A 22,722-nucleotide genomic window follows, 5' to 3' on the forward strand; every position below is an offset into this window, starting at 1 on the left:
GCACTGCCCGCGCGGTCCTCGTGTCACGACCATCGACGCCAGGCGTCGAAACGGAGGACAGGTCGTGGCCGAGAACTCGTCAATCCGCAGCCTGGCCGAGGCCGGGCAGCTCGTGGCCCGCTATCGCGAAGCGTCGACGGCACAACGGCGGGCTCTCCGCGCGGCCGCCGCCGAGATCGCCGGCCGGATCGTCTTCAACCGGGTCACCAGGCCGATGGAGCATCGACGCCGGCATCCGGCGTGCGCCTCGGGCCTGCGGCAGATGGCGCCCGAGTGCCTGGACCGTTATCACGACGACGTCGACGCGGTCCTCGACGACCTGTTCGCCCACGCCGACCGGCCGATCGCGAACCTCGAGGGCTGGATCACCGCGCGGCTGCGCCGGTCCACCGTGGACGCGCACCGCCGCCGCCGCGGCGAACGGGGCGCGCAGCAGCGCCCGCGGCCGCCGGCCTGGCTGATCGCCGAGCTCGGCGGAGACCCGTGGCGCGTCGAGCTGGCTCGGGCGATCCTCGAGTGGGTGGGGGTCGAGGCGACGGCCGGCCGGTCGATCTGGCCACTGACCGCCTGGACCGAGCGGCGGACCGCGGTCACCGGGGCCTACGACGTCGGCGAGTCCGCGGTCGCGGCCGAGGTCGAGGCCGTCCTGGCCGCCATGCGGCGCCGCCGCGGCTGGTACGAGAAGAACGTCGAGCGACCGCTCGGCCGCAAGGAGGCGGCGGTCTGGTTCCCGGCCGGCGCCGACGACCGCGAGCCGGAATCGCTGGCCCTGGTGGCGCCGCACGAGCGGGACGACGCCGAGCTGCTGGCGCTGGCGGCGCGGGCGATCGAGCTGATCGCGGCCCGGATGGCCGGCGGCGAGAAGGCCGCCGGCGTCGTGCCCGAGGTCCTGACCGCCGTGTTCGGGGAGCTGCCGGCGGCGCACGGGCTGGACCGGGCGCCGGGGGCGGATCGGGGCGGGCCGGAGGAGGTGGTCGCCCTGATCGGCGAGCCGGCCCGGCTGCGCCGCATCATCGCGACGGTCGTGCACCTGCTGGGCGACGGGCCTTGGCCGGGCCGGCCGGATGGGTCATGATTCCGACGATGACCGCCGATCCCGCGCCGCACCTGCTCATCAAGGGCCATCGGGCGCCCGTACGCTGGGTCGGCGCGGGCGGTCCGGGACTGGTCCTCAGCCACGGCGGTGATGGCTACGTCCGTTTCTGGGACGCCGTGACCGGCGACGAGGCCGACACCCCGATCCGGTACGACTCGCCGACGGTCGCCTTCCTCGGACTTTCCGGCCCGGTATTGATCTGCGCCGACACCACGTCGGTGCAGCGGTTCGACCGGGCCACCGGTGAGCCGCTGGGCGACCGGCTGCGGCCGCCGAGCAGTTGGCAGGCCCGCGGCGGCCTGGGCCCGGTGACGATGGCCGCCGGGATGATCATTGCGGGTGACCTTCTCGGCGAGGTCCACCGCTGGGACGCCGCGACCGGCGAGCCGATCGGCACACCCTGGCGGGCGCACGGCGCGAAGGTGCTGGCGCTGACCGCGCTACGGTTGCCCGGCGGCCGGACAGCCCTGGTCACGGCGGGAGACGACGATCTGGTACGCCGCTGGGACGCCGCCACCGGCGAGCCGTTCGGCCCGCCGCTGACCGGCCACGACGACCCGGTGACGGCGTTGACCCACGCACGCGCCGGCGGCCGGGACGTCGTCTTCGGGCAGGTGTACGGCGGGCCGATCCACCGCTGGGACGCGCTCACCGGCGAACCCGCCGGGCGCGCCCTGCCACAAGAGGGCGCGCGGTATCAGCCGGGCCGTCTGGCGGCCGGCGGCCAGGCGCTGCTCTCGGTCGACTCCGCCGGTACGCCGTGGCTCTGGGACCTGACCCGGGAGGAACCCGTCAAGCTCCCGGCCACGCGGGTGAACGCCGTCGCGGTCGTGCCGTCGGGCCACGGGCCGGTCCTGGTGACCGGCGCCGAGCACGGCCGCCTGCGGCGCTGGGACGTCGCGGGCCGCGCGGCGGGAGCGGACCTGACCGGGCACGGCGCGCGGGTGTACGGCCTGGTGGCGGTGTCGACGACGCTGGTGTCGTCCGCGCGGGACGGCGTCCGGTGCTGGGACACGGTGACGGGCGCGGCCGTCGGCAAGAAGTTGCCCATGGCGTGCGGGGATCTGGCGGGGGTGCGGCTGCCCGACGGGCGGCTGCGCCTGGCCGCGGGTTTCGGGGAAGGGCTCCTGCTCGGCGATCCGCTCGCCGGCACGGTCGTGGAGATAGCCGGCGAGCGGGTCTCGGATGTCGCCGCGGGCGTGCTTGCCGGTGGGCGCGCGTTCTTCGCGGGCGCGTGCGCCGACGGCCGGATCCGCCTGATCGACGCCGCGACCGGGAAGAACATCGGCCTGGCCGGGCGTCGTGCGGGCCTGTCCGGCTTGTCGGGCGAGGCGTTCGCGGTGGCGATCGACGGGACGACCATAGCGGCCGGCGGCGAGGACGGCCTTGTCCTGCAGTGGAACGCAGCCACCGGCGAGCGGCTCGGCGAGCCGCTCGTCACCGGGAGCGAATGGCACATCATCGGCCTGCGGTTCCACCGCCTCGCCGACGGCCGCCTCCTGCTGATCTCGCACGACGGCGGCGGCCGGGTCCGCCGCTGGGACGCCCGTACGGGCACGGAGCTCGGCGAGCCGTTGCAGGCCGGCGGCGAGGCCGGCGCTCCCTTCGACCGGGCGGCCGTGAACCCGGACCATGTGCTGGCCGTAGCGTGCGAGGATGTCGTCCGCTGCTGGGACGTCCGCACCGGCGTCCACCTCGGCGACATCGCCGAAGCGGCGAGCGCCGCCCGGGTCGGCACCGCAATCGCGATCGGTCGCTGCGACGGGACCATCGACATCCGGTAGGAGACCGCCCCCGCTGTCCGTCAGACCCCGGCGGGAGGTGGGCGACATGTCGGTCGACGGGACGACCGTGGAGGAGCTCCTCGCGCGCAACGCCCGGTGGGCGGCGCTGACGGTGGCCGCCGCCGGTTCGAGCGAGATGCTGACGGCGGCGCTGCGGGCGCCCGGGGATCCGCCGGCGTTCGCCCGTGCGGCGGTGGCCACGCTGCAACTGGACCACGTCGCCGAGGAGCTGGCCGATCCGGACTGCTCGGAGCTCGCCGCCAAGCATCTCAAGACCTGCCACCGACTCGCTCTGGCGCTGCCCGCGGCCGCGTACCGGCACGAGGTGATCCGGGTCGCGGCGCAGGACGTCGCGGCCGCGTACCGCCGGATCGCGGCGTTGGCGTTGCGGCACCGGGCCACGCGGACCGAGAACGCGGGCCGGCCGGACGAGGGACACCGGCTGCGGGAGCAGGCGCTGCCGCGGGCGCCGGCCGGGTCGTACCTGAGGGCGGTCCTGCTGATCGAGCTGGGCCGCCTGGCCGAGGCACGCGGGGTGATCGACGAAACGACGGGCCTGGACGCGGTGGTCATGGCCGAGCTGAACGTCCGCGCCGGACGGCCCGCGGTGGCTCGGGAGATCCTCGCCCGCGCGGGCGCGACGCCGGCCGAGCACACCTGGGCCGACCTCGGGCGCCGAGCCGAGATCGCGTTGGCGCTGGGCGATGCCGAGCAGGCCGACGGGCTGGCCGCTCGGGCCGTGGACGCATTCGAACGCAGCCTGGGCGCGGTGCGGCAGGACTACTACCGCGCGCTGGCCGGTGACCATGTGGCGGTGGCCGGGATGTACAACGTCGCCGCCCGGGCCCGGCTCGAGCTCGGCGACGCCGACGGCGCGTTCGGCCTGGTCGACCGGATGCGAGCGGAGATCGTCCGGGCGGCCCCGGACCCGGCGGCCCGGCGGGCCGAGGCGCGCCTGGGCGCCACCCATGAGCGGCTGGCCGCGGCCGCGCTGCGCGGCGACGAACCGGCCTATGCGGACGTGGTCGCGCAGCTCGCGGCGGCCGAAGGGGCTGCCGAAGGGGCCACCGAGGCCGCCGACGGCTCCCGGTTCGACCCTGCCACCACCCTGGACGACGTCCGCCGGGCGCTGCCCGGGAACGCCGCGCTGCTGTACTACCAGTCGTTCGACCAGGATCTGATCATCTGGGCGGTCCGCCGCGACGGGATGCTCGTCGAGCGGCGCCACCGGCAGCGCCGCGACCTGGCCCGAGCGGTACGGGAACTGCACTCGGCGTGCTCCGGCTTCGCCGCCGACGGCGCCCGGGTACCCGATCTCGGGGCCCGGGTGGCGGCCGACCTGATCGAGCCGGTCGCCGCCACACTGACCGGGGTGGACCGTCTCTTCGTGGCGCCGCCGGGCAGCCTGATGCTGCTGCCGTTCGCCGTCCTCCCGCTCGGCGGCGTGCCCCTGGGCGAGCGGTACGCGGTGTCCGTCCTGCCGTCGGCCGCGCTGCTGACCCGCCCCGGCGCCGGCCGCCAACCCGACCCGGACGGCCCGGCGCTGCTGGTCGGCGATCCCGAGCACGCCGGCCTGCCCCGGCTGCCCGGCACCGGGGTCGAGGTTCGCGCGATCGCGGGCCGGTTGCGCTCGGCCGTCGCGCTCGTCGGCCCGGCGGCGACGGCCGAGGCGTTCGCCCGGTACGCGCCGGGCCGGTCGATCGTGCATCTGGCCACGCACGGTGAGGTGGACGAGCTCCGGCCGTACCTGAGCCGGCTGGCGCTGTCCGGGCGGGACCGGCTCGGGCTGCCCGACCTGGCCGGGCTCGACCTCGACATCGACCTGCTCGTGCTCTCGGCCTGCCACACCGGCCGCGGCCGGGCCACCGCCGGCGGGGACGTCCTCGGCCTGGCCCGGGCGGCCATCGCGGCCGGCGCCCGGCACCTGATCGTGTCGCTCTGGCCGGTCGACGACGTCGCGGCCTGTCTGCTGATGACCACGTTGTACCGGCGGCTGACCCGAGGTCACGGCGTCGCCGAGGCGCTGGCCTGTGCCGCGCGCCGGATTCGGGCGATGGACGCGGGGGAGCGGGCGGCGGCGTACGCCCGGCTGGCCGGCGCACCCGGCAGCGGGGCGGTGCGCGACGTCGGCGCCGTGGAGAAGGGCGGCCGCGGTGTCGGGCCCGCGTACTGGGCACCGTTCATCCACATCGGAGTATGAGGAATGCATCAGCTGATCGGGTCGCACGGGCGGCCCATGGTGACCGCTGCTTTGCCCCTTTGTTCGCAATGGCACGGCGAACCGGTGTAACCGCTCGTGCGCCCTGGAGCACGCAAGGTGTCTGCGTCAAGCTTCGACCATTGACGCCGATCACCTTTCGCGGTGTCGCACACGCCGTTTCGTATCGCCGAGCGAAGGTCGGAAGGAGTCCCATGGTGGGCGCTTCGGGCAGACAGCCTATTCGTCTGAGGAGTGACCAGGTCGAGGCCGCTATGCGCAGGTCCGGAAACGGCGGCGGAAGCCTGTACCGGTCCCGGACGGCCAAGGCCCGGCCCGACGATCGGCTCGGCGCCGACCGGTTGCGCCGGCTGGCCGCGGACGGTGACCTGGCCACCGAGGCCGCGGCCGCCCGCGGGTACGACCGGCTGGCACTGACCGGCGCCGCGTACGACCTGGTCTGGCCGATCGTCTTCCAGCGGCTCACCCGTCGTTTCGAGCTGCTGCGCGGTCACGTGGTCTGCGCCGCCGGCGTGGGCAACCTGGCCGACGAGTGTCTCGACCGGTTCCACGACGACGTCGAGGCGATGGTCGAGGACCTCCTGGCGCACGCCCGCCGGCCGATCCAGAATCTCGAGGCCTGGGTGGCGTCCCGGCTCGGCGCGGCGACCGTCGACGCCCACCGCCGGCGGCGCGGGGAGCGCGGGGCGTTGCAGCGTCCGCGGCTGCCCGGGTGGCTGGCCGAGGCGCTGGGCCGGGATCCGTGGCTGACCACGCTGGCGACGAACATCCTGGTCTGGGTCGGCGTCTCGGACACGGCCGGCACCGAGGTGTGGCCGCTGGAGTCCTGGGCGCTGGAGCGGGCCCGGTGCCTCGGCGACTGGCCGGGCAGCGACCGGGGCGCCGTCGAGCGCGATCTCGCGTTCGTGCTGCGGGCGATGCGGGGCCGCCCGGCCTGGTACGAGTCCTTCGTCGAACGGCCGCTGGGCAGCAAGCGGGCCCCGGTGGCCGGCACCCTCGCCGACGAGTACGGCGAGCCGGCCGTCCCGCTGGCGCTCGGCGAGCCGGACGAGGACGTGGACGGCGAGCTGACCCGGCTGGCCGGGCAGGCGGTACGCCTCATCGACCGCCGCGTCGGGCAGGGGGAGGACGCGAACACGACCGTGCCCGAGGTGATCCGCGAGGTCTTCGGCGGCCTCTTCACCGGCACGCTCGACCGGGCCCCGCACACCGCCGCCGACCCGCTCGGCGGCGTCACCGGCGCGCTGGCCGACCGCGGCCGGCTGAACCGGATCGTCACGACCGCGCTGTCCATCATCGCCGAGGAAGACTCATGACCGATGCCGACCCGGCCTGGGCGCCCGGCTCGTTCCTCTCGCTGATCAGCGCCGAGGACCGCGAGCAGCTCCTGGCCCTCGGCATCACGCGGCGGCTTCCCCCCGGCCGGCAGCTGCTGGTCGAGGGCCGCCTCGACGCCCATGTGGAAATCATCCGGCAGGGGCACGTCAAGGTCTCCACGTCGGTCGGCGGCATGCCGCGGCTGCTGGCCATCCGGCTGCCCGGCGACCTGGTCGGCGAGCTGGCCGCGGTCACCGGCAGCGGGCGCAGCGCCACCGTCACCACCTGCGGCGAGGTGGTGTCGACGGTGATCCAGCAGCGCGAGTTCATGGGCTTCATCGCCCGCCACCCGCACGTGTCGGCACAGGTCACGGCGACCGTCGGGCGGCGGCTGCGGTGGGCCAACGAGCGCCGCTCGGAGTTCTCGGCGTTCCCGGTGCACGTCCGGCTGGCCCGGGTGCTCAGCGAGATCGCGGCCAGCTGCGGTGAGGCGACCGGCGACGGGCTGCTCATCGGTGTCGAGCTCAGCCAGACCGAGCTGGCCACCCTGGTCGGCGCGCGCGAGGACACCGTGCAGCGCGGGCTGCGGATGCTGCGCCGGGACGGCCTGCTGCGGACCGGGTACCGGCAGATCGTGATCCTGGACGAGCCGGGCCTGCGCGCGCTCGCCGACCAGGCCGAATGGCAGTGATCGCCGCTCGGTGCGGGTACCGCGGTCATCGGGGGGTGCCCACGGTCAGCCAGGCGTGCTCGGCGAAGTCCTTCTCCGGCAGGTCCACGGTCATCGGCCGGAAGTCGGCGGGCAGCGGCGGTTCGACGGCATGGGCGATCACGTCGTGGTACAGCACATCGGGCAGGCCCAGGACGTACGGTGCCTCGGGGTTGTCCTTGATCGCGGCGCGCAGTGACGGGCTGTCCAGGAGGCGATGTACGGCGATGGCCGCCGTGCCGACCCAGCCGTTGGCCGTCTCCTTGACCAATCCGCGGTGCAACGCGACCCGTAGTCTCATCCGCTTGTCGCTCGCCCGGCCGCGGTCGCGGTCCAGCAGGGCCTCCCGGAGGGCGGCGATCATCCGCGGTATCACCACCGACTCGTCGATGCCGGTCGGGAACACGGTGAACTGACCATCGCCCTGCGGTTGCGGCCGGACCGCGGACTCGGCGATGCCGGCCGCCTGCCGCGCGTCGGACAACACCCGGACCAGGTCGCGCTGGATCTCCTCGGTCTCGGTGTTGCCGCGCCGGCTGTAGCCGACCACATCGGCGGCCAGGCACATCCGGACGGCCGCGCCGGCCGGCACGTCGGCGCCGGTGAACGGCTCGCGGAAGGTGACGGCCGTGGTCATCAAGGTCCGGTCGATCGTCTCGGCCCGCACGGTCAGGACGCCGCACAGGTCGGTTGCGGTGCCCGGCATCTCGACCAGGGCGTGCATTCCGTACGTACGGGGGAGCAGGGTCACGCCCCGGGGATCGTCGTAGACCCAGCCGAAGGTCCCGGACAGCACGCCCGTCGTCCAGGCGCGCGGCGTACCGGCCCGCCGGCTCAGGCGGCGCAGCAGGCCGGGGCGGGACCTGGTGGCGGACACCGTACGCAGCGCCGCGGCGGACGCCGCCTCGCCCCGGACCAGACCGAACTCGTCGCCGTCGGCGGCCAGCTGGACGGCCCGGGCGCCCGGATCGGCCAGCGTCACGTCGAGGCGGGCACCGACGTACCGCTCCCCGGACGGCAGCACGTCGAGGTCGAACGCGAAGATCACCCCGGCGTACCGCTCACCGCCCCGCTCGGCCCGGCGGCGGAGCACCGGCGGCAGATCCTCCGCCGGCACCGGATAAACCAGCGGACGTCCGCAGCGAACCCGGCCCAGCCGCTCGCCGACCGGCCCGGGATCGCGCCGGCCGTCCATCGGCTCCAGTGCACAGACGGCCAACACGTCGTCGTCCGGCAGCGATTCGTCGAGGATCATCGTCACTCACTCTCCCCCATGGACGAGCCCGTGCCGTGGGTACGGGCCGCGAACCGTGTGCCGGTCTCTGACGGACATCGCTCGGGGGTGTCGGATAGGCGACCGGTGGTCGACGGGACTTGATCTCGCCTTCGGTGGTATCGCCGAGCCGGAAACCGGCGTTGATCGCGACCTCGCGCGACCGGGCGGTGACCACGCGTCGACCCGCCACCGAGCGTGAAACCGACCCCGCTGAATGACGGAAAGTCACTCTTCGAGTTCGTCCAGGATGGCCAGTGCTCGCCGGGCAACGTGGACGCGGTGGGTTGATGGCTGACCGAGAACTGCGTTGGGGACCACCGAACGGGTTAACCCACCCGGCCGCCGTGGCTCCCCTGTCCGTCACTCATTCGGCACGGACAGCCATTCCTGTCCGTGGGGCATGGCGACCGAGAGCACCCAAATTCCACACTCGACCGGGCGAAATTTTTCTCTGCTTACAGGTAATTGACCGTATTGCCGGAATGGCGCGGTCTGAACGATCCGAGGACGGCAACGGTGAGCAATGCTGACGAGGCCGCGACGGCCTCCGGCAACAGGTACCGGCCCGGCTTTGCCGGGCCGGGGCTGCCACGCATCCCCAACCAGCGCCGCACGTACCGGCGCCCGCACGTGACCGATGACGTCTCCTGGCTGCGTGGCCTGGCCAAACGTGGCGAGCTGAGCGCGGCGATCGCGGCCGGGCACGGTCCGCGGCTGTGCCGGACGGCGTTCGCGGTGTGCCACCAGATCGTCTTCGACGTGGTCACCCGCCGGCTCGAGCTGAACACGCGCGGGCACTCCTGGTGCGCCCGCGGCATCCCGTACATGGATGGGCCGTGCCTCGACGGCTACTACGACGACGTCGAATCCGTGATCGACTACCTGCTGGCCGCCCGGAAGCCGATCGACGACCTGGAGGCGTGGCTGGCCCGCCGGGCGCTGAACGCGACCGTCGACGGTCATCGCCGCCGGCGCGGCGAGCGGGGCGCGCTCCAGCGGCCGCGGATGACCCGCGCCCTCTCCGCCGACCTGGGCGAGGACCCGTGGCTGGGCGAGCTCGCCCTGAAGATCCTGGAGTGGGTCGGCGTGCCGACCGGCGCCGGGGGCGGCCTGTGGCCGCTGGACCGCTGGGCGCAGCTGCGGGCCGAGCGCACCCGCGACGTCGCGGGCAGCACCCCCGCGCGGGTGGCCGCCGAGGTCGAGCAGGTGCTGGCCGCGATGCAGCGGCGGCCCCAGTGGTACCAGGACTACGTGGAGCGGCCGCTGGGCCTCAAGGTGGCGCCGGTCGCGCCGCCACCCGGCGACGAGGTCACCGATCCGCGCCCGCTGGTCGCGGTCGGCCCGGAGGACCTGGTCGAGGCGCGGCTCAGCGGTCTGGCCGGCGTCGCCGTCGCGGCCATCCGAGCCGGCATCGAGCACCAGCACGATCCCACCGCCACCGTCGTCGAGGTGCTGACCCAGCTGTTCCTCGGCGGTACCGGGTCGGACGAGCTCGACCGGGCTCCGTCGAACGGCGTCGACGGCCGCCATCAGCACCTGTCAGAGCGGCTGGCCGACCCCGTCGCCGTCGCCGGCCTCGTGGACCGCGTTCTGCGGGTCGTCCACGACGAATCGCTGCGCTAACGCCTCCAGCGCCCGGCGGCGGTCGGCAATCGCCGCGTCCGCGGCCTCCGGGGACACGCCGCGATCGAGCACCTCGGCGTACGCCTGCCGGAGCTCCTCCTCGAGGACCTGCCGGATCCGTTCCAGCCGCGCCGGGGTGAGTTCCATCAGAGCGGTCGTCCGGGGCCGACAGTGCGCGCGAAGGTACGGATCACACACCGATTGTGAACCCCGCAGGTACGGTCCCGCCTCCCCCGCGCAGCCGGTCGTGGCGGGACAAATGTCTCGATGGCCATGTCGATCCCTTCGGCGGTGACGGCTCGTATCCAGGCTCTGGCGGACGGGCGAGGGCCGGTCCGTCAGATAACGGCGACGGATGGGAGAAAGTCATGTCCAGGGACCGACTGGAACAGCTTCGCGCCAAGCTTGCCGGTCTGCGTGGACCGTCCCGGGTGGGGCCGTTGCTGGAGATCACCACGGAGCTCGTCGACCGGCACTGGCAGGTCGGGCCCGACCTGCCCGAGGCGCCGGTCCTGCTGACCGAGGCGATCGGGACCGCGGAGGAGGCGTACGGATACCTCGACGCCGGAGATCCCGGGCGTCGGCAGTCGGCCGCCCAGCTCGGGACCCTGCTCGGCACCCGGCACCTGATCCACGGCAGCCCCGACGACGATCGGGTCCGGGCGATCGCCCTGCTCGAGGACGGTATCGGCGCTCCGCGGCTCGCGCCGTCCCTGCGGGTCATGGGGCGGCTCACGCTGGGTCAGCTCCATCTGATCACGACGGCCCGGGCGCTGAACGGGGCCAACCTGGCCGCACCGACCGCCGGCTCGGCCCTGCCGCCCACCGCCGAGGCGGACGTCGACCGGGCGATCCGGTGCTTCGGCGAGGTGCTCGACCTGCCGGCGGTGTCGGCCGAGGGCCGGTACGCCGCCGAGTCGCTGCGGACGGTGGCGGAGGCCCTCGGCACGATCGTGGCGGCCGTTCGCGGCGGGCTGTCGCAGGAGAACATGAGTCAGTTCTTCGCGGCGACGATGGTCTTCCAGCAGTTCCACGAGGAGCAGTCGGCGCGTGCCGGTCGCGGATTCACCGGCGGCGTGGTCTCGCTGTACGACGCCGGTCGCCCGGCGATGACGATGGACGCCGAGCCGGCGACGCCGAGGCCGGGACTCGACCGGCCGGCCCGCGCGACCGATCGGGTGGCGGCGATGCGTGACCGCCTCCGCGACCTGATCGCCGGCGGCGTCGAGCTGTTCACCGCGATCGAGGGGCTGCTGGTGCCGGGTGCCCGCCCGCTGCCCGCCGACGAGGTCGACGAGATCGTGGCGCTGGCCGGGGCCGTCGTCGACAGTGGCCGGGCCAACCGTACGGATCATCTGCTTTACGCTCTGGGCCTTCTGTTCCGGGCCCGGACGCAGGGATCGCCGGCCGGCCGCCTGGACGTCGAGGACGCCGCCGATCATCTGCTGCGCGCGGCGGGGTCGATCCGTCCGGCACCGTCCGAGGTGGTACGGATCATGCGCGACCTGGCCGCCGCTCTCGATCGGCTCCAGCCGGGGATCGGGGTGACCGAGCGGCTGACTTCGATCCTGGCCGATGTCTAGGTCCGGGAAGTCATGGCGGCGGAGTCACGGTCCGCCCTCGGCCTCGGCCCGGGCGGCTGCCGCGTCCGCGGGGCGGTCTGCGGCGTCCAGCAGGACGGCGTACTCGAGGAGGGTCTCGGTGAACTCGGCCCGGCGCCGCGGCTCATGGCCGCTCAGGTCGCGCATCACCATGACCGCCTCGGCCTGGGCCGTCATCGCTGCCTCGAGGTGTGCCTCCCGGTCGCCGGGCCGGTCGGCGTCGTCGGCGAGACTCTCGTGGGTGCCGGACAGGTTGCGTAATGCTCGGGCCAGGTCGAGAACGTACCGGTCGGGATCGTCGGCGACCAGCTTGCGCCGCCACCGCACCACCCGGTCGAACGCGTCGCAGGCGGGTTCCGCCCGCTGCGCCTCGGCCAGCCGGACGCCGAGCTCGTAGCCGGTCTGGGCGGCCATCCAGCGGTATCCCGGCTCGGCCTCGGCCGCGGTGGTCAGCAGCGACTCCGCCTCGCTCAGCAGCGCGACGGCCTCGTCGATCGATCCCTGGTCGGCCCGGTCCATGCCGAGGTTGTGCAGCAGCTGGGCGTGCCGCACCAGGGAGCCCGGGTCGGCGGGGTCGAGGTGCTCGCGGGCCACCTGCAGCGCCTCGGCCAGCTTCTCGCTCGCCTCGTCGCCGCGCCCGGCCGCGCGCAGGGCATTGGACCAGTTGGTGAGCGCGGCACCCAGGTGGTTGACGGTGTCCTCGTCGCCCTCGCCGGTCTGCAACAGCCCGCGCAGCAGGGCAACCGCCTCCCAGGCCGGGGTCACCGCCTGCTCGGACTCGCGCTGCTGGGTGAGGTTGAGGGCGAGGTTGGTGAGCGCGATCGCCAGATCCTGACGGCCGGGTCCGTCGTCGGCGCAGGCGCGGTGAATCGCGACCGCCTCGGTCAGCGCGGCCTGGGCCTCGTCGTAGCGGTCGAGCCGGTCCAGCGCCACCGCCCAGTTGGACAGCGCCTTGGCGAGGACCCGGCGGTATCCGGGATCCTCGGCGGCGAGGTGCCGGTAGTGCATCACCGCCTCGCCGGCGCAGGTCAACGCCTCGTCGGCGTGGTTCTGTTCGCCGAGGACCAGCGAGCGGTTGGACAGCTCCCGCGCCCGGTCGGCGCACGCCGACGGGTCGAGGCCGTGTCCGGTGTCGGCGGGCCCATTCGTCATGCCGCCATCGTGCGTCCGGGGCGGAGCGTGGCGCAGCGGAACTCGTCTGAGCGGTGAATTTCGGCGTTCTGCCGGTTTCGCACCCTGGGCCGTTGAGGCTGGGCTGGTGCGCCATCACCGATGGGGGACGGTGGCGTTGCGGCACGGGGGCGTTGCGAGACCACATGTTGCTCATTCATCGCGCTGAGCGGACCGATCGGCTGGCGGATGCTCTGGCCGGCCTGCTGGCGGAGCCGCTCGGGGACCCGTTCGCGGCGGAGATCGTCGGGGTGCCGTCCAAGGGTGTGGAGCGGTGGCTGGCGCAGCGGCTGTCGCATCGGCTCGGTGCGGGGACGGGCGACGGCGGAGTCTGCGCCAACGTGCTGTTTCCCTCGGTTGCCGGGCTGTTGGAGCAGGTCGGCATGCCGGGTTCGGGTGACGATCCGTGGCGCCCAGACCGGCTGGTGTGGCCGCTGTTGACGGTCGTCGACGAATGCCTGGCCGAGCCGTGGTGCCGGTCCCTGGCGGCGTATCTCGGTGCGATCAACGGCGATCCGGTGCGGCGCGGCCGGCGTTATGCGACCGCCCGGCGCCTGGCCGAGTTGTTCGACTCGTACGGCCGGCATCGGCCGGAGATGCTGCGGGCGTGGTCGGCCGGTGCGGACGCGGATGGTGTCGGTGGTCGGCTGCCGGACGATCTGGGGTGGCAGGCCGAGCTCTTCCGGCGTCTGGCCGGGCGGATGCCGGTGCCGGCGCCGGCCGAGCGGCTGGCCGAGGTCTGCGCGGCGCTGCGGAACGATCCGGGCTGCTCGCCGCTGCCCGAGCGGCTGTCGGTGTTCGGGCCGACCAGGCTGCCGGTCGCGTACGCCAGGCTGCTGGACGCCCTGGCGGCGGGACGCGACGTGCATGTGTGGCTGCCGCATCCGTCGCCGGTGCTGTGGGAGCGGCTGCGCCCGTACACGGAAAGGGTGTTGCCCTTGGCCCGGGAGAGTGACCCGACGAGGGATCTGCCGCGGCATCCGCTGCTCGCCTCGCTCGGGCGTGACGTCCGCGAGGTGCAGCTGACGCTGGGTGCGGCCCAGGCGCGGCATCACCGCGGCCCGGCGTTCCCGGGCACTCTCCTCGGGCGGTTGCAGAGCGCGATCGCCGCCGACGAAGAACTGGGCGAGCTTGCCGCGGATCCGGCCGATCGCAGCGTTCAGGTGCATGCGTGTCATGGGCCGGACCGGCAGGTCGAGGTGCTCCGCGAGGTCATCCTGGGGCTGTTGTCCGCCGACCCGGGCCTCGAGCCGCGGGACATTCTGGTGATGTGCCCGGACATCGAGGTGTTCGCGCCGCTGATCTCGGCGTCGTTCGGGCTCGGCGCGGACGCCGAGCATCCCGCGCACCGGCTGCGGGTCCGGCTCGCCGACCGGGCGCTGCGGCACCTGAATCCGCTGTTCGGGGTGGTGGCCCACCTGATCGAGCTGGCCGACGCGCGGGTCACCGCGGCGCAGGTGCTCGACCTGGCGGGGATGGCGCCGGTGCGCCGCCGGTTCCGGTTCGACGACGACGATCTGGATCGGCTGCGGGAGCTGGTGGTCGAGTCGGGGGTGCGGTGGGGCCTGGATCCGGAGCACCGGTCACGTTTCCTGGTGCCGGCCCGCTCGAACACGTGGGTGGCGGGGCTGGACCGGATCCTGCTCGGCGCGGCGATGTCCGAGGAGGAACCGTGCTGGCTGGGCACCGCCCTGCCGCTGGACGACCTGGACTCCAGCGACGTCGACCTCGCCGGGCGGCTGGCCGAGCTGGTCGATCGGCTCGCCGCGGTGCTGGCCGGATTCACCGGCGAACGACCGCCGGCCGAGTGGTTCAGCGCGATCGGGGCGGCGGTGGACGCGCTCACCGCCGTACCGGAAAAGGATGCCTGGCAACGCGCGCAACTGGACGGTGAGCTGGCGGCCGCGGGCGAGCAGGCCGAGACCGCCGGCCTCGGCCTCGCGGACGTCCGGTCGTTGCTGGGCGAGCACCTGCGGGGCAGCCCGACCCGGGCCAACTTCCGCACCGGCGACCTGACGATGTGCACGATGGTGCCGATGCGGTCGGTGCCGCACCGGGTGATCTGCGTGCTCGGGCTGGACGACGGCGCCTTCCCGCGCGGCGGCGGAGTGGACGGCGACGATCTGCTCGGCCGGACGCCGTGCGTGGGGGAGCGGGATCTGCGCGGCGAGGATCGGCAGCTGCTGCTGGACGCGGTGATGGCGGCGACGGACACCCTGGTCCTGCTGTATTCGGGCGCGAGCGAGCGGACGAACGCGCCGCGCCCGCCGGCCGTCCCGCTGGACGAGCTGCTGGATGCGCTTGGCCCGATGCGCGACGTGGTGCTGACCCGGCATCCGCTGCAGCCGTTCGACGCCCGCAACTTCACCGGGCCGTTCAGCTTCGACACCGTCGCGCTGGCCGGGGCGGTCGCCGCGACGGGGGAGCGGCAGGAGGAGCCGCCCTTCCTGCCGGCGCCGCTGGCGCCGCCGGCGGGCGACGTGGTCGAGCTGGTCGACCTGCAGGCGTTCTTCGCCCATCCGGTACGGGCGTTCGTGCGTCGCCGGCTCGGGGTCGGCTACTTCGGCGACGACGGGGAGCCGGCCGACGGTTTGCCGGTCGAGCTGGACGCGCTCGAGAAGTGGTCGGTGGGGGAGCGGCTGCTTCGGTCCCTGTTGGACGGTGCCGATCTGACGCGGTGCGTGCAGGCGGAGTGGCGGCGGGGCATGGTGCCGCCCGGCCCGCTGGGCGCCCGCCTGCTCGACACGATCGCGGACGAGGTCCAGCCCCTCGCCGCGGCGGCGATGACGCACCTGGCCGGGACGCCGGAGGCGATCGACGTCACCGTGGCGTTGCCGGACGGGCGGAAGGTCACCGGCACGGTCGGCGACGTGCACGGCGACACGGTGGTGGCGGTCTCGTACTCGAAGGTCTCGCCGAAGCATCGCCTGCGGGCGTGGCTCAACCTGCTCGTCCTGACCGCCGCCCGGCCCGGGACACCGTGGCGGGTGGTGACGATCGGCCGGGGCGTACGCGGAAAACTGGCCCGCTCGTCGTTCGGGCCGATCGATGCCACCATCGCCGAGGAACACCTGGCCGCCTTGGTCGCGCTGTCCGACGAGGGACTGTGCGAGCCGCTCCCGTGGAGCGTCAAGGCTTCGCACGCGTACGCCAAATGCCGCATCGCCGGCGGGAATCCGGAAAGCGCGTTGGCGAAAGCCCGTGCCGAATGGACGCGGTATGAGGGCGGCGGCGAGGCCGACGATGCCGAGCACCGCCTGGTGTGGGGCCCGGACGCCGCGCTGGACCGGCTGCTCGACGGTGATCGGACCCGGTTTGGTGTGCTGGCCATGCGGGTGTGGGAGCCGCTGTGCCGGGCCGAGACGACGGAGCAGCTTTGATGACGGCGACCGCGTTCGACGTGCGCGGGCCGCTGCCGACCGGTACCACGATCCTGGAGGCCAGTGCCGGCACCGGCAAGACGTTCACCATCGCGGCGCTGGCCGCCCGGTACGTCGCCGAGGGCCACGATCTTCGCCAGTTGCTGCTGGTGACCTTCGGCCGGGCGGCCACCGCCGAACTGCGGCAGCGGGTCCGGGAACGCCTGGTCAGCGCGGAACGTGGGCTCGCCGACCCGGCCGGCGCGCGGGCGTCGGACGACCTGGTGCTGGGGTTGCTGGCCGACGCCGTACCGGAGGAGGTTGCTCTTCGCCGTCGTCGCCTGGCCGCCGTCGTCGCCGATTTCGATGCCGCGACCATCGCCACCACCCACCAGTTCTGCCACCAGGTGCTGGCCGGGCTCGGCATCGCCGCGGACACCGACCCGGACGGCGTCTTCGTCGAGGACCTCGACGACCTGATCACCGAGGTCGTCGACGACCTGTACGTCCGCAAGTACGCCACCCCGGACGCGCCGGATCCCCACTTCGGGCGGCAGACGGCCCTAGCCATCGCCCGGCAGGCGGTCACCGACGGGCAGGCGCGGCTGGAGCCGGCGGACGCGCCGCTCGACGACGTGGCGCAGGTGCGGTACCGGTTCGCGGCGAAGGTCCGAGACGAGGTGCGGCGACGCAAGCGGGAACGACGGCTGTACTGCTTCGACGACATGCTCTCCGGCCTCGACGAGGCGCTGCGCGATCCGGTCCGGGGACCGGCCGCCTGCCGGCGCCTGCGTGAGCGGTACGCGGTCGTGCTGGTCGACGAGTTCCAGGACACCGACCCGGTCCAGTGGAACATCGTGCGCACCGCGTTCCACGGCCACACCACGCTCATCCTGATCGGCGACCCGAAACAGGCCATCTACGCGTTCCGCGGCGCCGACGTGATCAGTTATCTGTCCGCGTCCGGCGACGCACCGGCGCACGCCACGCTCGCGACGAACTGGCGCAGCGACCGCGGTGTCCTCTCCGCCTTCGAGACGGTGTTCGGCACCGCGGCGCTGGGCGACGGCCGGATCACCGTACGGCCGGTGGGCGCGGCGCACGAGGCCGCCCGGCTGCCCGGCGCCCCGTTCCGGCTGCGGGTGCTGGGCCGCACCGGCTTTGCCCTCAACAGGTCCGGCCTGATCTCGGCACCCGACGCCCGTGCCGCGGTCACCGCGGATCTGGCCGCGGAAGTGGTGGCGCTGCTCGATGCGGGGTCGGTGGCCCCGGGCGACATCGCGGTGCTGGTGCGTACCCATCGGCAGAGCACCCAGGTTCAGCAGGCGCTGTCCGCGCTCGGGCTGCCCGCGGTGCTGGCCGGCACCACCAGCGTGTTCGGCACCGCGGCCGCCCGGGACTGGCTCGCCGTCCTGGAAGGCCTCGAACAGCCGCACCGCGGCACCCGGGTCGCGGCCGCCGCACTGACCGGCCTGATCGGATGGTCCGCTCAACGGCTGGCCACCGCCACCGAGGCGGAGCTGGACGAGCTTGGCAGCACCCTGCGGCACTGGGCCCGGCTGGTCGGCACCCGCGGCATCGCCGCCCTGCTGGAAGCGATCACCGCGACCGGGCTTCCGGCCCGGCTGCTCGCCCGCCGCTCCGGCGAACGCCACCTCACCGATCTGCGGCACGTGGGCATGGCCCTGCACGCCGCCGCCGTCGAGGGCGGACTCGGCCTGACCACGGTCACCGAATGGCTGCGCCGGCGCATCGAGGACGCCCCGCACGACGTCAGCGTGGAACGCAGCCGGCGGCTCGAATCCGACGCCGACGCCGTGCAGATCGTCACCGTGCACAGCAGCAAGGGCCTGGAGTACCCGGTGGTTTTCCTGCCGTTCGGCTGGGACCGGTTCGTCGCCGACCCCGACCTGCCGCGCCTGCACGACGACACCGGCGCTCGGGTGCTCGACGTCGGCGGCCCCGGCGGCCCCCGCTTCCAGGAGTCCCTACGCCGACATCGAGCCGAGGAGGACGGCGAGGACCTGAGGCTGATGTACGTGGCCCTGACTCGCGCCGCCTGCCAGGTCGTGGCGTGGTGGGCGCCGACCGCGAACACCCGGTCGTCGGCCCTGCACCGCTTCCTGTTCGGGCGGCCGGCGGACGCACAGAACCCCGACGCTCAGTACGACGTGCCGGACGACGCCGCCGCCCTGCACCACCTGCAGGGTCTCGCGTCGGTGGACTTCGCGGTGAGCCCGGTGCCCCCGGCCGGGCCGCCCGTCACCTGGCAGGCGTCTCGCTTCAGCCCGCCGCATCTCACGGCGGCCCGCTTCACCCGCCACCTCGACCTCGGCTGGCGTCGCACCTCGTACTCGCGCCTCACCGCCGGTGAGCACGACGGCCCCGGCGTGGACAGTGAGACCGGCCTCGAGGACGACGACGAGACCATGCCGCCGCTGCCATCCACCGGGGACGGATCCGGTCTGCCCTCACCGATGAGCGCCCTCCCGACCGGAGCCACCTTCGGCACCCTTCTGCACGCCGTGCTGGAACGGGCCGACTTCACCGCCGGTGACCTCGTCACGCACGCCGAGACCCTGCTCGGCCCGGCGTCCAGTTTGGATGCGCATGAGCTGGCAACCGCCCTGACGCCCGCACTGCACACCCCGCTCGGGCCGCTCGCCGACCAGCGGCGGCTCGCCGACTTCGGGCCCGGCGACCGCCTCAACGAGCTGGACTTCGAGCTGCCGCTGCACGGCGGCGACCGGCCGAGGCCCGGCGCCGGCAGCACGCTGAGCGTCATCGGTGACGCCCTCGCCCGGCACCTCGACCCCGCCGATCCGATGGCCGGCTACGCCGAACGGCTCCGCACCCCGCCGCTCGGCCCGCAACCATTGCGCGGCTACCTCGCGGGCAGCATCGACGCCGTGGTGCGGCTGCCCGGCCCGCGCTACGTCGTCATCGACTACAAATCCAACTGGCTCGGACCACCCGGGTCCTCGCTCACCGCGTACCACTATCGGCCGGAGGCCCTCAACCAGGCGATGATCGCCGCGCACTATCCGCTCCAAGCCCTGCTCTACGCGGTCGCCCTGCACCGATATCTGCGCTGGCGTCAGCCCGGCTACGACCCGGCCGCGCATCTCGGCGGCGTGCTCTACCTCTTCCTGCGCGGCATGTGCGGACCCCAAACGCCAATAACCGACGGCATCCCGTACGGGGTATTCAGCTGGCGTCCCCCGCACACCCTGATCACCGAATTGTCCGACCTGCTCGACAGCGGCCGCCCATGACCGTCGTCATCGAGCGCGCGCTGCGAGCCACCGGCCTGCTGGCTTCATTCAACGATGCCGGTGTGCTCAGCCTCGCCGACGTCCACATCGCCCGGCGCGTGGCGATGCTCGGCGGCGAGCCGGACGAGACCGTCCACCTCGCCATCGCCCTCACCGTACGGGCCCTGCGGCTGGGCTCGGTCTGCATCGACCTGGCCACCGCGCACCACACCACCTCGGCCGACGAGGACATCGACGTGAGCACGCTGCCGTGGCCCGATCCGCTTGCCTGGCTGGTCGCCTGCGCCCTCAGCCCGGTGGTGTCCGCGGCCGGCGAATCCGGCCGGCCGATGCGCCTGGTCCGCGGCCTGCTCTACCTCGACCGTTACTGGCGTGACGAGGAACTGGTCCGTCGGCACCTGCAGCAACGGGCCACCGCACCGCCGGTCGACCTCGGGCGGTTGCGCGCCGACCTCGACCACCTCTTCGACGCCGACGCGGACCGGCAGCGGCTCGCCGCCGCGGTTACCGCGCTGCGCCGCGTCGCCGTGCTGGCCGGCGGACCCGGCACCGGCAAGACCACCACCATCGCCCGCCTGCTGGCCGTGCTGTGCGCGCAACCCGGCGACCCGCCCCGCATCGCCCTGGCCGCACCCACCGGCAAAGCGGCCGCCCGCCTGGAAGAGGCGGTCCGGTCGGCGGCCCGCGATCTTCCGCTGCCCGACCTGCACGCCTCGACCGTTCACCGGCTGCTCGGCCGCCGCCCCGGCTCCCGCACCAGGTTCCGGCACCACCGCGGCAACCATCTCCCGTACGACATCGTGGTCATCGACGAGACGTCGATGGTCTCGCTCACCCTGATGGCCCGGCTGATCGAGGCGGTCCGCCCGAACGCCCGGCTCATCCTCGTCGGCGACCCCAACCAACTCGCCTCGGTAGAAGCAGGCGCCGTCCTGGGCGACATCGTCACCGCGGCCGGACCGCCCGAACCGGCCCTGGACGACGCCCTGAGCTCGCTGGGCTTCCCCGCACCGACGGTCGCCAACGGCGTCGTCACGCTCGACCGGATCTGGCGCTTCGGCGGCGACATCGCCCGGCTCGCCGCATCCGTCCGGGCCGGCGACGACGACGCCGTGCTGACCCTGCTGCGCTCCGGCAGCGCGGAAATCGAGTTCGTGGAGTCACCCGCCGACGAATCGCCGGGCCTGCGCAGCGACGTGATCGCCAGCCTGTCCCTGGTTACCTCGGCGGCCGAACGCGGGGACGCCGCGGCCGCCCTGACCGGCCTGGAAGCGCACCGGCTGCTCTGCGCCCACCGGCACGGCCCGCACGGCGTCACCCACTGGACCACCCAGATCGAAAGCTGGCTGCCCGCCGGCCAACTGACCGAACCGGCCCCCGGCCGCCCCCTGCTGATCACCGCCAACGACTACGACACCGGCCTCTACAACGGCGACACCGGCGTGGTGATCCAGACCCCGGACGGCCTGCGCGCCGCCTTCGCCCGCGGCGGCGACATCGCCCTGATCCCGCCGTCCCGGGTGTCCGAGGCCCAGCCGCTGTACGCGATGACCGTCCACCGCAGCCAGGGCAGCCAGTTCGACCGCGTCTCCCTCGTGCTGCCGCCGGCCACCTCCCCGCTGCTCACCCGAGAGCTGTTCTACACCGCGGTGACCCGGGCCAAGAGCGGCCTGCGCATCCTCGGCAGCGAGGAGGCGGTGCGGGCGGCGGTGAACCGGCCGATCGCCCGAGCGAGCGGTCTGCGCGAAAGCCTCTCCGTGGGCCTCTGACTAGCCAAATGCTTCGACGATGCGCCGGAGCTCCTCGTTGACGTAGTAGCCGTGATCGGCGAGCAGAGCCCGCATCTCGCCGAGCGCCGCCTTCCCGTCCACGCCCCTGCGGAGCATCGCGTATCGCGCGCCCACGGCCGGCGTCCGGCTCTGCCCCGCCGCGCAGTGCAACAGCACCCGATGACCCTCGTCGCGCAGGGCGAGCACGATCCGGGCCGCCTGGTCCAGCGCGAACGCGGTGTTCGCATTGGCCCCCGGCTGATCGACCAGCCACACCTGCACCTGATTTGCCGCGGGCACACCGGCGAACTGCGACCGCCCCACCCGGCACAGCGAAACCACCGCCGTCACCCCGGCCGCGACCGCATCGGTCACCAGATTGCCCAGGATGACACCGTCGTCGTCGGGGTGCGCGACCATCAACGCCTGCGAGATCGGCGGCTCCATCCGGTCACAGCCCGGCCAGCCCACCCGATCCGGCTTCCCGCCCGCGGCGGTCAGCAACCCCAACGCCATCAGGTCCGCGGCTCGCTTGCGCTCCCAGCCGTGCACGGCCCGCTGCCAATCCAGACGTACGCCGGAAGAGCCCCACCGCGCGCCCAGCAGCATGCCCGCGATCGCCGCCACCGTGTCCGTGTCGTTGCCCGCGCCCACCGCCGCATACAGCGCGTCCCGCAGGTGGTCGCAGGCGAAAACACCGCTACCTGGATCGTCACCCGGCACCGCCGTACCCGAAATGGCCGACCACGCCGCCTGCAGCGCCGTGACCACGAACCCGTTGTTGGGAAAATGCGCCGGCGGGTGCCGCTCCGCCTCGTCGAGCCACCCGGCCCAGTGCCCCCGGCGCTCGTCCGGAATCAGCTCCAGCCCTTCACGCAGCCCGTCGAACGTGCCATCGAGCACGGCCCGGCGGATCGCCGCGCACCACAGCACACAGCCGTCCCCCGCGAGCGGATCGAAATGGGTCAGATCGCTGACGGCCCGCGCCGCCTCCGCCATCGTCACCGGATCCCTGAGATACGCGAGCGCCACCACGCCCGTACGCATCAGCGAGCCGTTGCCGGCGCTCTTGCCGGTCTCCTCATGCAGGGCGCGAGCAGCATCCCGTACGGCGGCGCCGAGGCCGTCCGGCCGGTGCCCCTTGACCGCATCCAGCACCCGACGGGTCTGAATGCCGATGTCGGTGGCCCCCTCGGTCCGCCACCGCACAAAGTTCGCCGCGATCCGATCGAGCGCCGCGGCCTCGCGAAGGTCCACGCCGGTCGCCGCCACCTCGGCGATGCACACGGCCATCTGCGTGTCGTCGCTGTACTCGCCGGGCGCGTAGTCACCGAGCCCGCCACCGCTCATCCGCGGCGCCTCCCCGCCCGGCGGCGGAGCCGCGAACTCATACGGCACGCCGAGGGCATCGCCGCACGCGGCGCCCAGCAACACCCCGGCGGCACGGTCACTCTGTATGGCGGTCAGTCGTACGGGCGCGCTCAGGACCATGCCTTCGATTGTCGGCTGGGCGAAATCCTTCGCC

General features: G+C 73.7%; 14 protein-coding genes. 10 read left to right on the plus strand and 4 right to left on the minus strand.

Going from position 1 to position 22,722, the window contains the following annotated elements:
• The first annotated feature begins 64 nt into the window (after positions 1-64).
• From ODJ79_RS34585 to ODJ79_RS34605, 5 genes are all read left to right on the plus strand, one after another.
• Complete coding sequence (locus ODJ79_RS34585) at positions 65-1,075, plus strand: hypothetical protein (RefSeq protein WP_263027858.1); 1,011 nt, start codon at positions 65-67, stop codon at positions 1,073-1,075.
• An 8-nt stretch (positions 1,076-1,083) separates the two neighbouring features.
• A complete protein-coding gene (locus tag ODJ79_RS34590; protein ID WP_263027859.1) occupies positions 1,084-2,880 on the plus strand; it encodes a WD40 repeat domain-containing protein in 1,797 nt (598 codons plus the stop codon).
• A 46-nt stretch (positions 2,881-2,926) separates the two neighbouring features.
• Entirely contained in the window at positions 2,927-5,080 is a 2,154-nt protein-coding gene (locus ODJ79_RS34595) for a CHAT domain-containing protein (protein WP_263027860.1), read from the plus strand.
• A 272-nt stretch (positions 5,081-5,352) separates the two neighbouring features.
• Positions 5,353-6,414 carry a hypothetical protein gene (locus ODJ79_RS34600; RefSeq protein ID WP_263027861.1) on the plus strand — a complete coding sequence of 354 codons (1,062 nt, stop codon included), beginning with the start codon at positions 5,353-5,355 and terminating at the stop codon, positions 6,412-6,414.
• The gene (locus ODJ79_RS34605; protein ID WP_263027862.1) at positions 6,411-7,106 is read left to right on the plus strand and encodes a Crp/Fnr family transcriptional regulator; all 696 of its coding nucleotides are present in this window, start codon (positions 6,411-6,413) and stop codon (positions 7,104-7,106) included. Before ODJ79_RS34600 ends, ODJ79_RS34605 begins: the two co-directional genes overlap by 4 nt.
• Positions 7,107-7,131: 25 nt before the next feature.
• Here ODJ79_RS34605 and ODJ79_RS34610 read toward each other — a convergent pair whose 3' ends face one another.
• The gene (locus ODJ79_RS34610; protein WP_263027863.1) at positions 7,132-8,385 is read right to left on the minus strand and encodes a hypothetical protein; all 1,254 of its coding nucleotides are present in this window, start codon (positions 8,383-8,385) and stop codon (positions 7,132-7,134) included.
• A 531-nt stretch (positions 8,386-8,916) separates the two neighbouring features.
• On the opposite strand from ODJ79_RS34610, the gene ODJ79_RS34615 reads away from it, so the two are divergent.
• Positions 8,917-10,023 carry a hypothetical protein gene (locus ODJ79_RS34615; protein WP_263027864.1) on the plus strand — a complete coding sequence of 369 codons (1,107 nt, stop codon included), beginning with the start codon at positions 8,917-8,919 and terminating at the stop codon, positions 10,021-10,023.
• On the opposite strand, the gene ODJ79_RS34620 is transcribed toward ODJ79_RS34615, so the two are convergent.
• A complete protein-coding gene (locus ODJ79_RS34620; RefSeq protein ID WP_263027865.1) occupies positions 9,940-10,170 on the minus strand; it encodes a hypothetical protein in 231 nt (76 codons plus the stop codon). The two genes, ODJ79_RS34615 and ODJ79_RS34620, sit on opposite strands and share 84 nt — an antisense overlap.
• A gap of 221 nt (positions 10,171-10,391) precedes the next feature.
• Here ODJ79_RS34620 and ODJ79_RS34625 point away from each other — a divergent pair, with 221 nt between their 5' ends.
• The gene (locus ODJ79_RS34625; protein ID WP_263027866.1) at positions 10,392-11,606 is read left to right on the plus strand and encodes a hypothetical protein; all 1,215 of its coding nucleotides are present in this window, start codon (positions 10,392-10,394) and stop codon (positions 11,604-11,606) included.
• A 24-nt stretch (positions 11,607-11,630) separates the two neighbouring features.
• Here ODJ79_RS34625 and ODJ79_RS34630 read toward each other — a convergent pair whose 3' ends face one another.
• Positions 11,631-12,776 (minus strand): tetratricopeptide repeat protein, encoded by a 1,146-nt coding sequence (locus ODJ79_RS34630; RefSeq protein WP_263027867.1) that lies wholly within the window; start codon positions 12,774-12,776, stop codon positions 11,631-11,633.
• A gap of 164 nt (positions 12,777-12,940) precedes the next feature.
• Here ODJ79_RS34630 and recC point away from each other — a divergent pair, with 164 nt between their 5' ends.
• Genes recC through recD form a run of 3 tightly spaced genes read left to right on the plus strand, consistent with a single transcriptional unit; the run spans position 12,941 to position 21,197 of the window.
• Complete coding sequence (gene recC / locus ODJ79_RS34635; RefSeq protein ID WP_263027868.1) at positions 12,941-16,174, plus strand: exodeoxyribonuclease V subunit gamma; 3,234 nt, start codon at positions 12,941-12,943, stop codon at positions 16,172-16,174.
• Complete coding sequence (locus tag ODJ79_RS34640; protein WP_263027869.1) at positions 16,174-19,428, plus strand: UvrD-helicase domain-containing protein; 3,255 nt, start codon at positions 16,174-16,176, stop codon at positions 19,426-19,428. The genes recC and ODJ79_RS34640 overlap by 1 nt, the downstream gene beginning before the upstream one ends.
• Positions 19,425-21,197 carry an exodeoxyribonuclease V subunit alpha gene (gene recD, locus ODJ79_RS34645; RefSeq protein ID WP_263027870.1) on the plus strand — a complete coding sequence of 591 codons (1,773 nt, stop codon included), beginning with the start codon at positions 19,425-19,427 and terminating at the stop codon, positions 21,195-21,197. Before ODJ79_RS34640 ends, recD begins: the two co-directional genes overlap by 4 nt.
• Here recD and ODJ79_RS34650 read toward each other — a convergent pair whose 3' ends face one another.
• Positions 21,198-22,688: an ADP-ribosylglycohydrolase family protein gene (locus ODJ79_RS34650; RefSeq protein ID WP_263027871.1), complete on the minus strand. Its 1,491-nt coding sequence runs from the start codon at positions 22,686-22,688 to the stop codon at positions 21,198-21,200.
• Positions 22,689-22,722: the final 34 nt, after the last annotated feature.

Source organism: Actinoplanes sp. KI2, assembly GCF_025630775.1.
Lineage (GTDB): Bacteria > Actinomycetota > Actinomycetes > Mycobacteriales > Micromonosporaceae > Actinoplanes.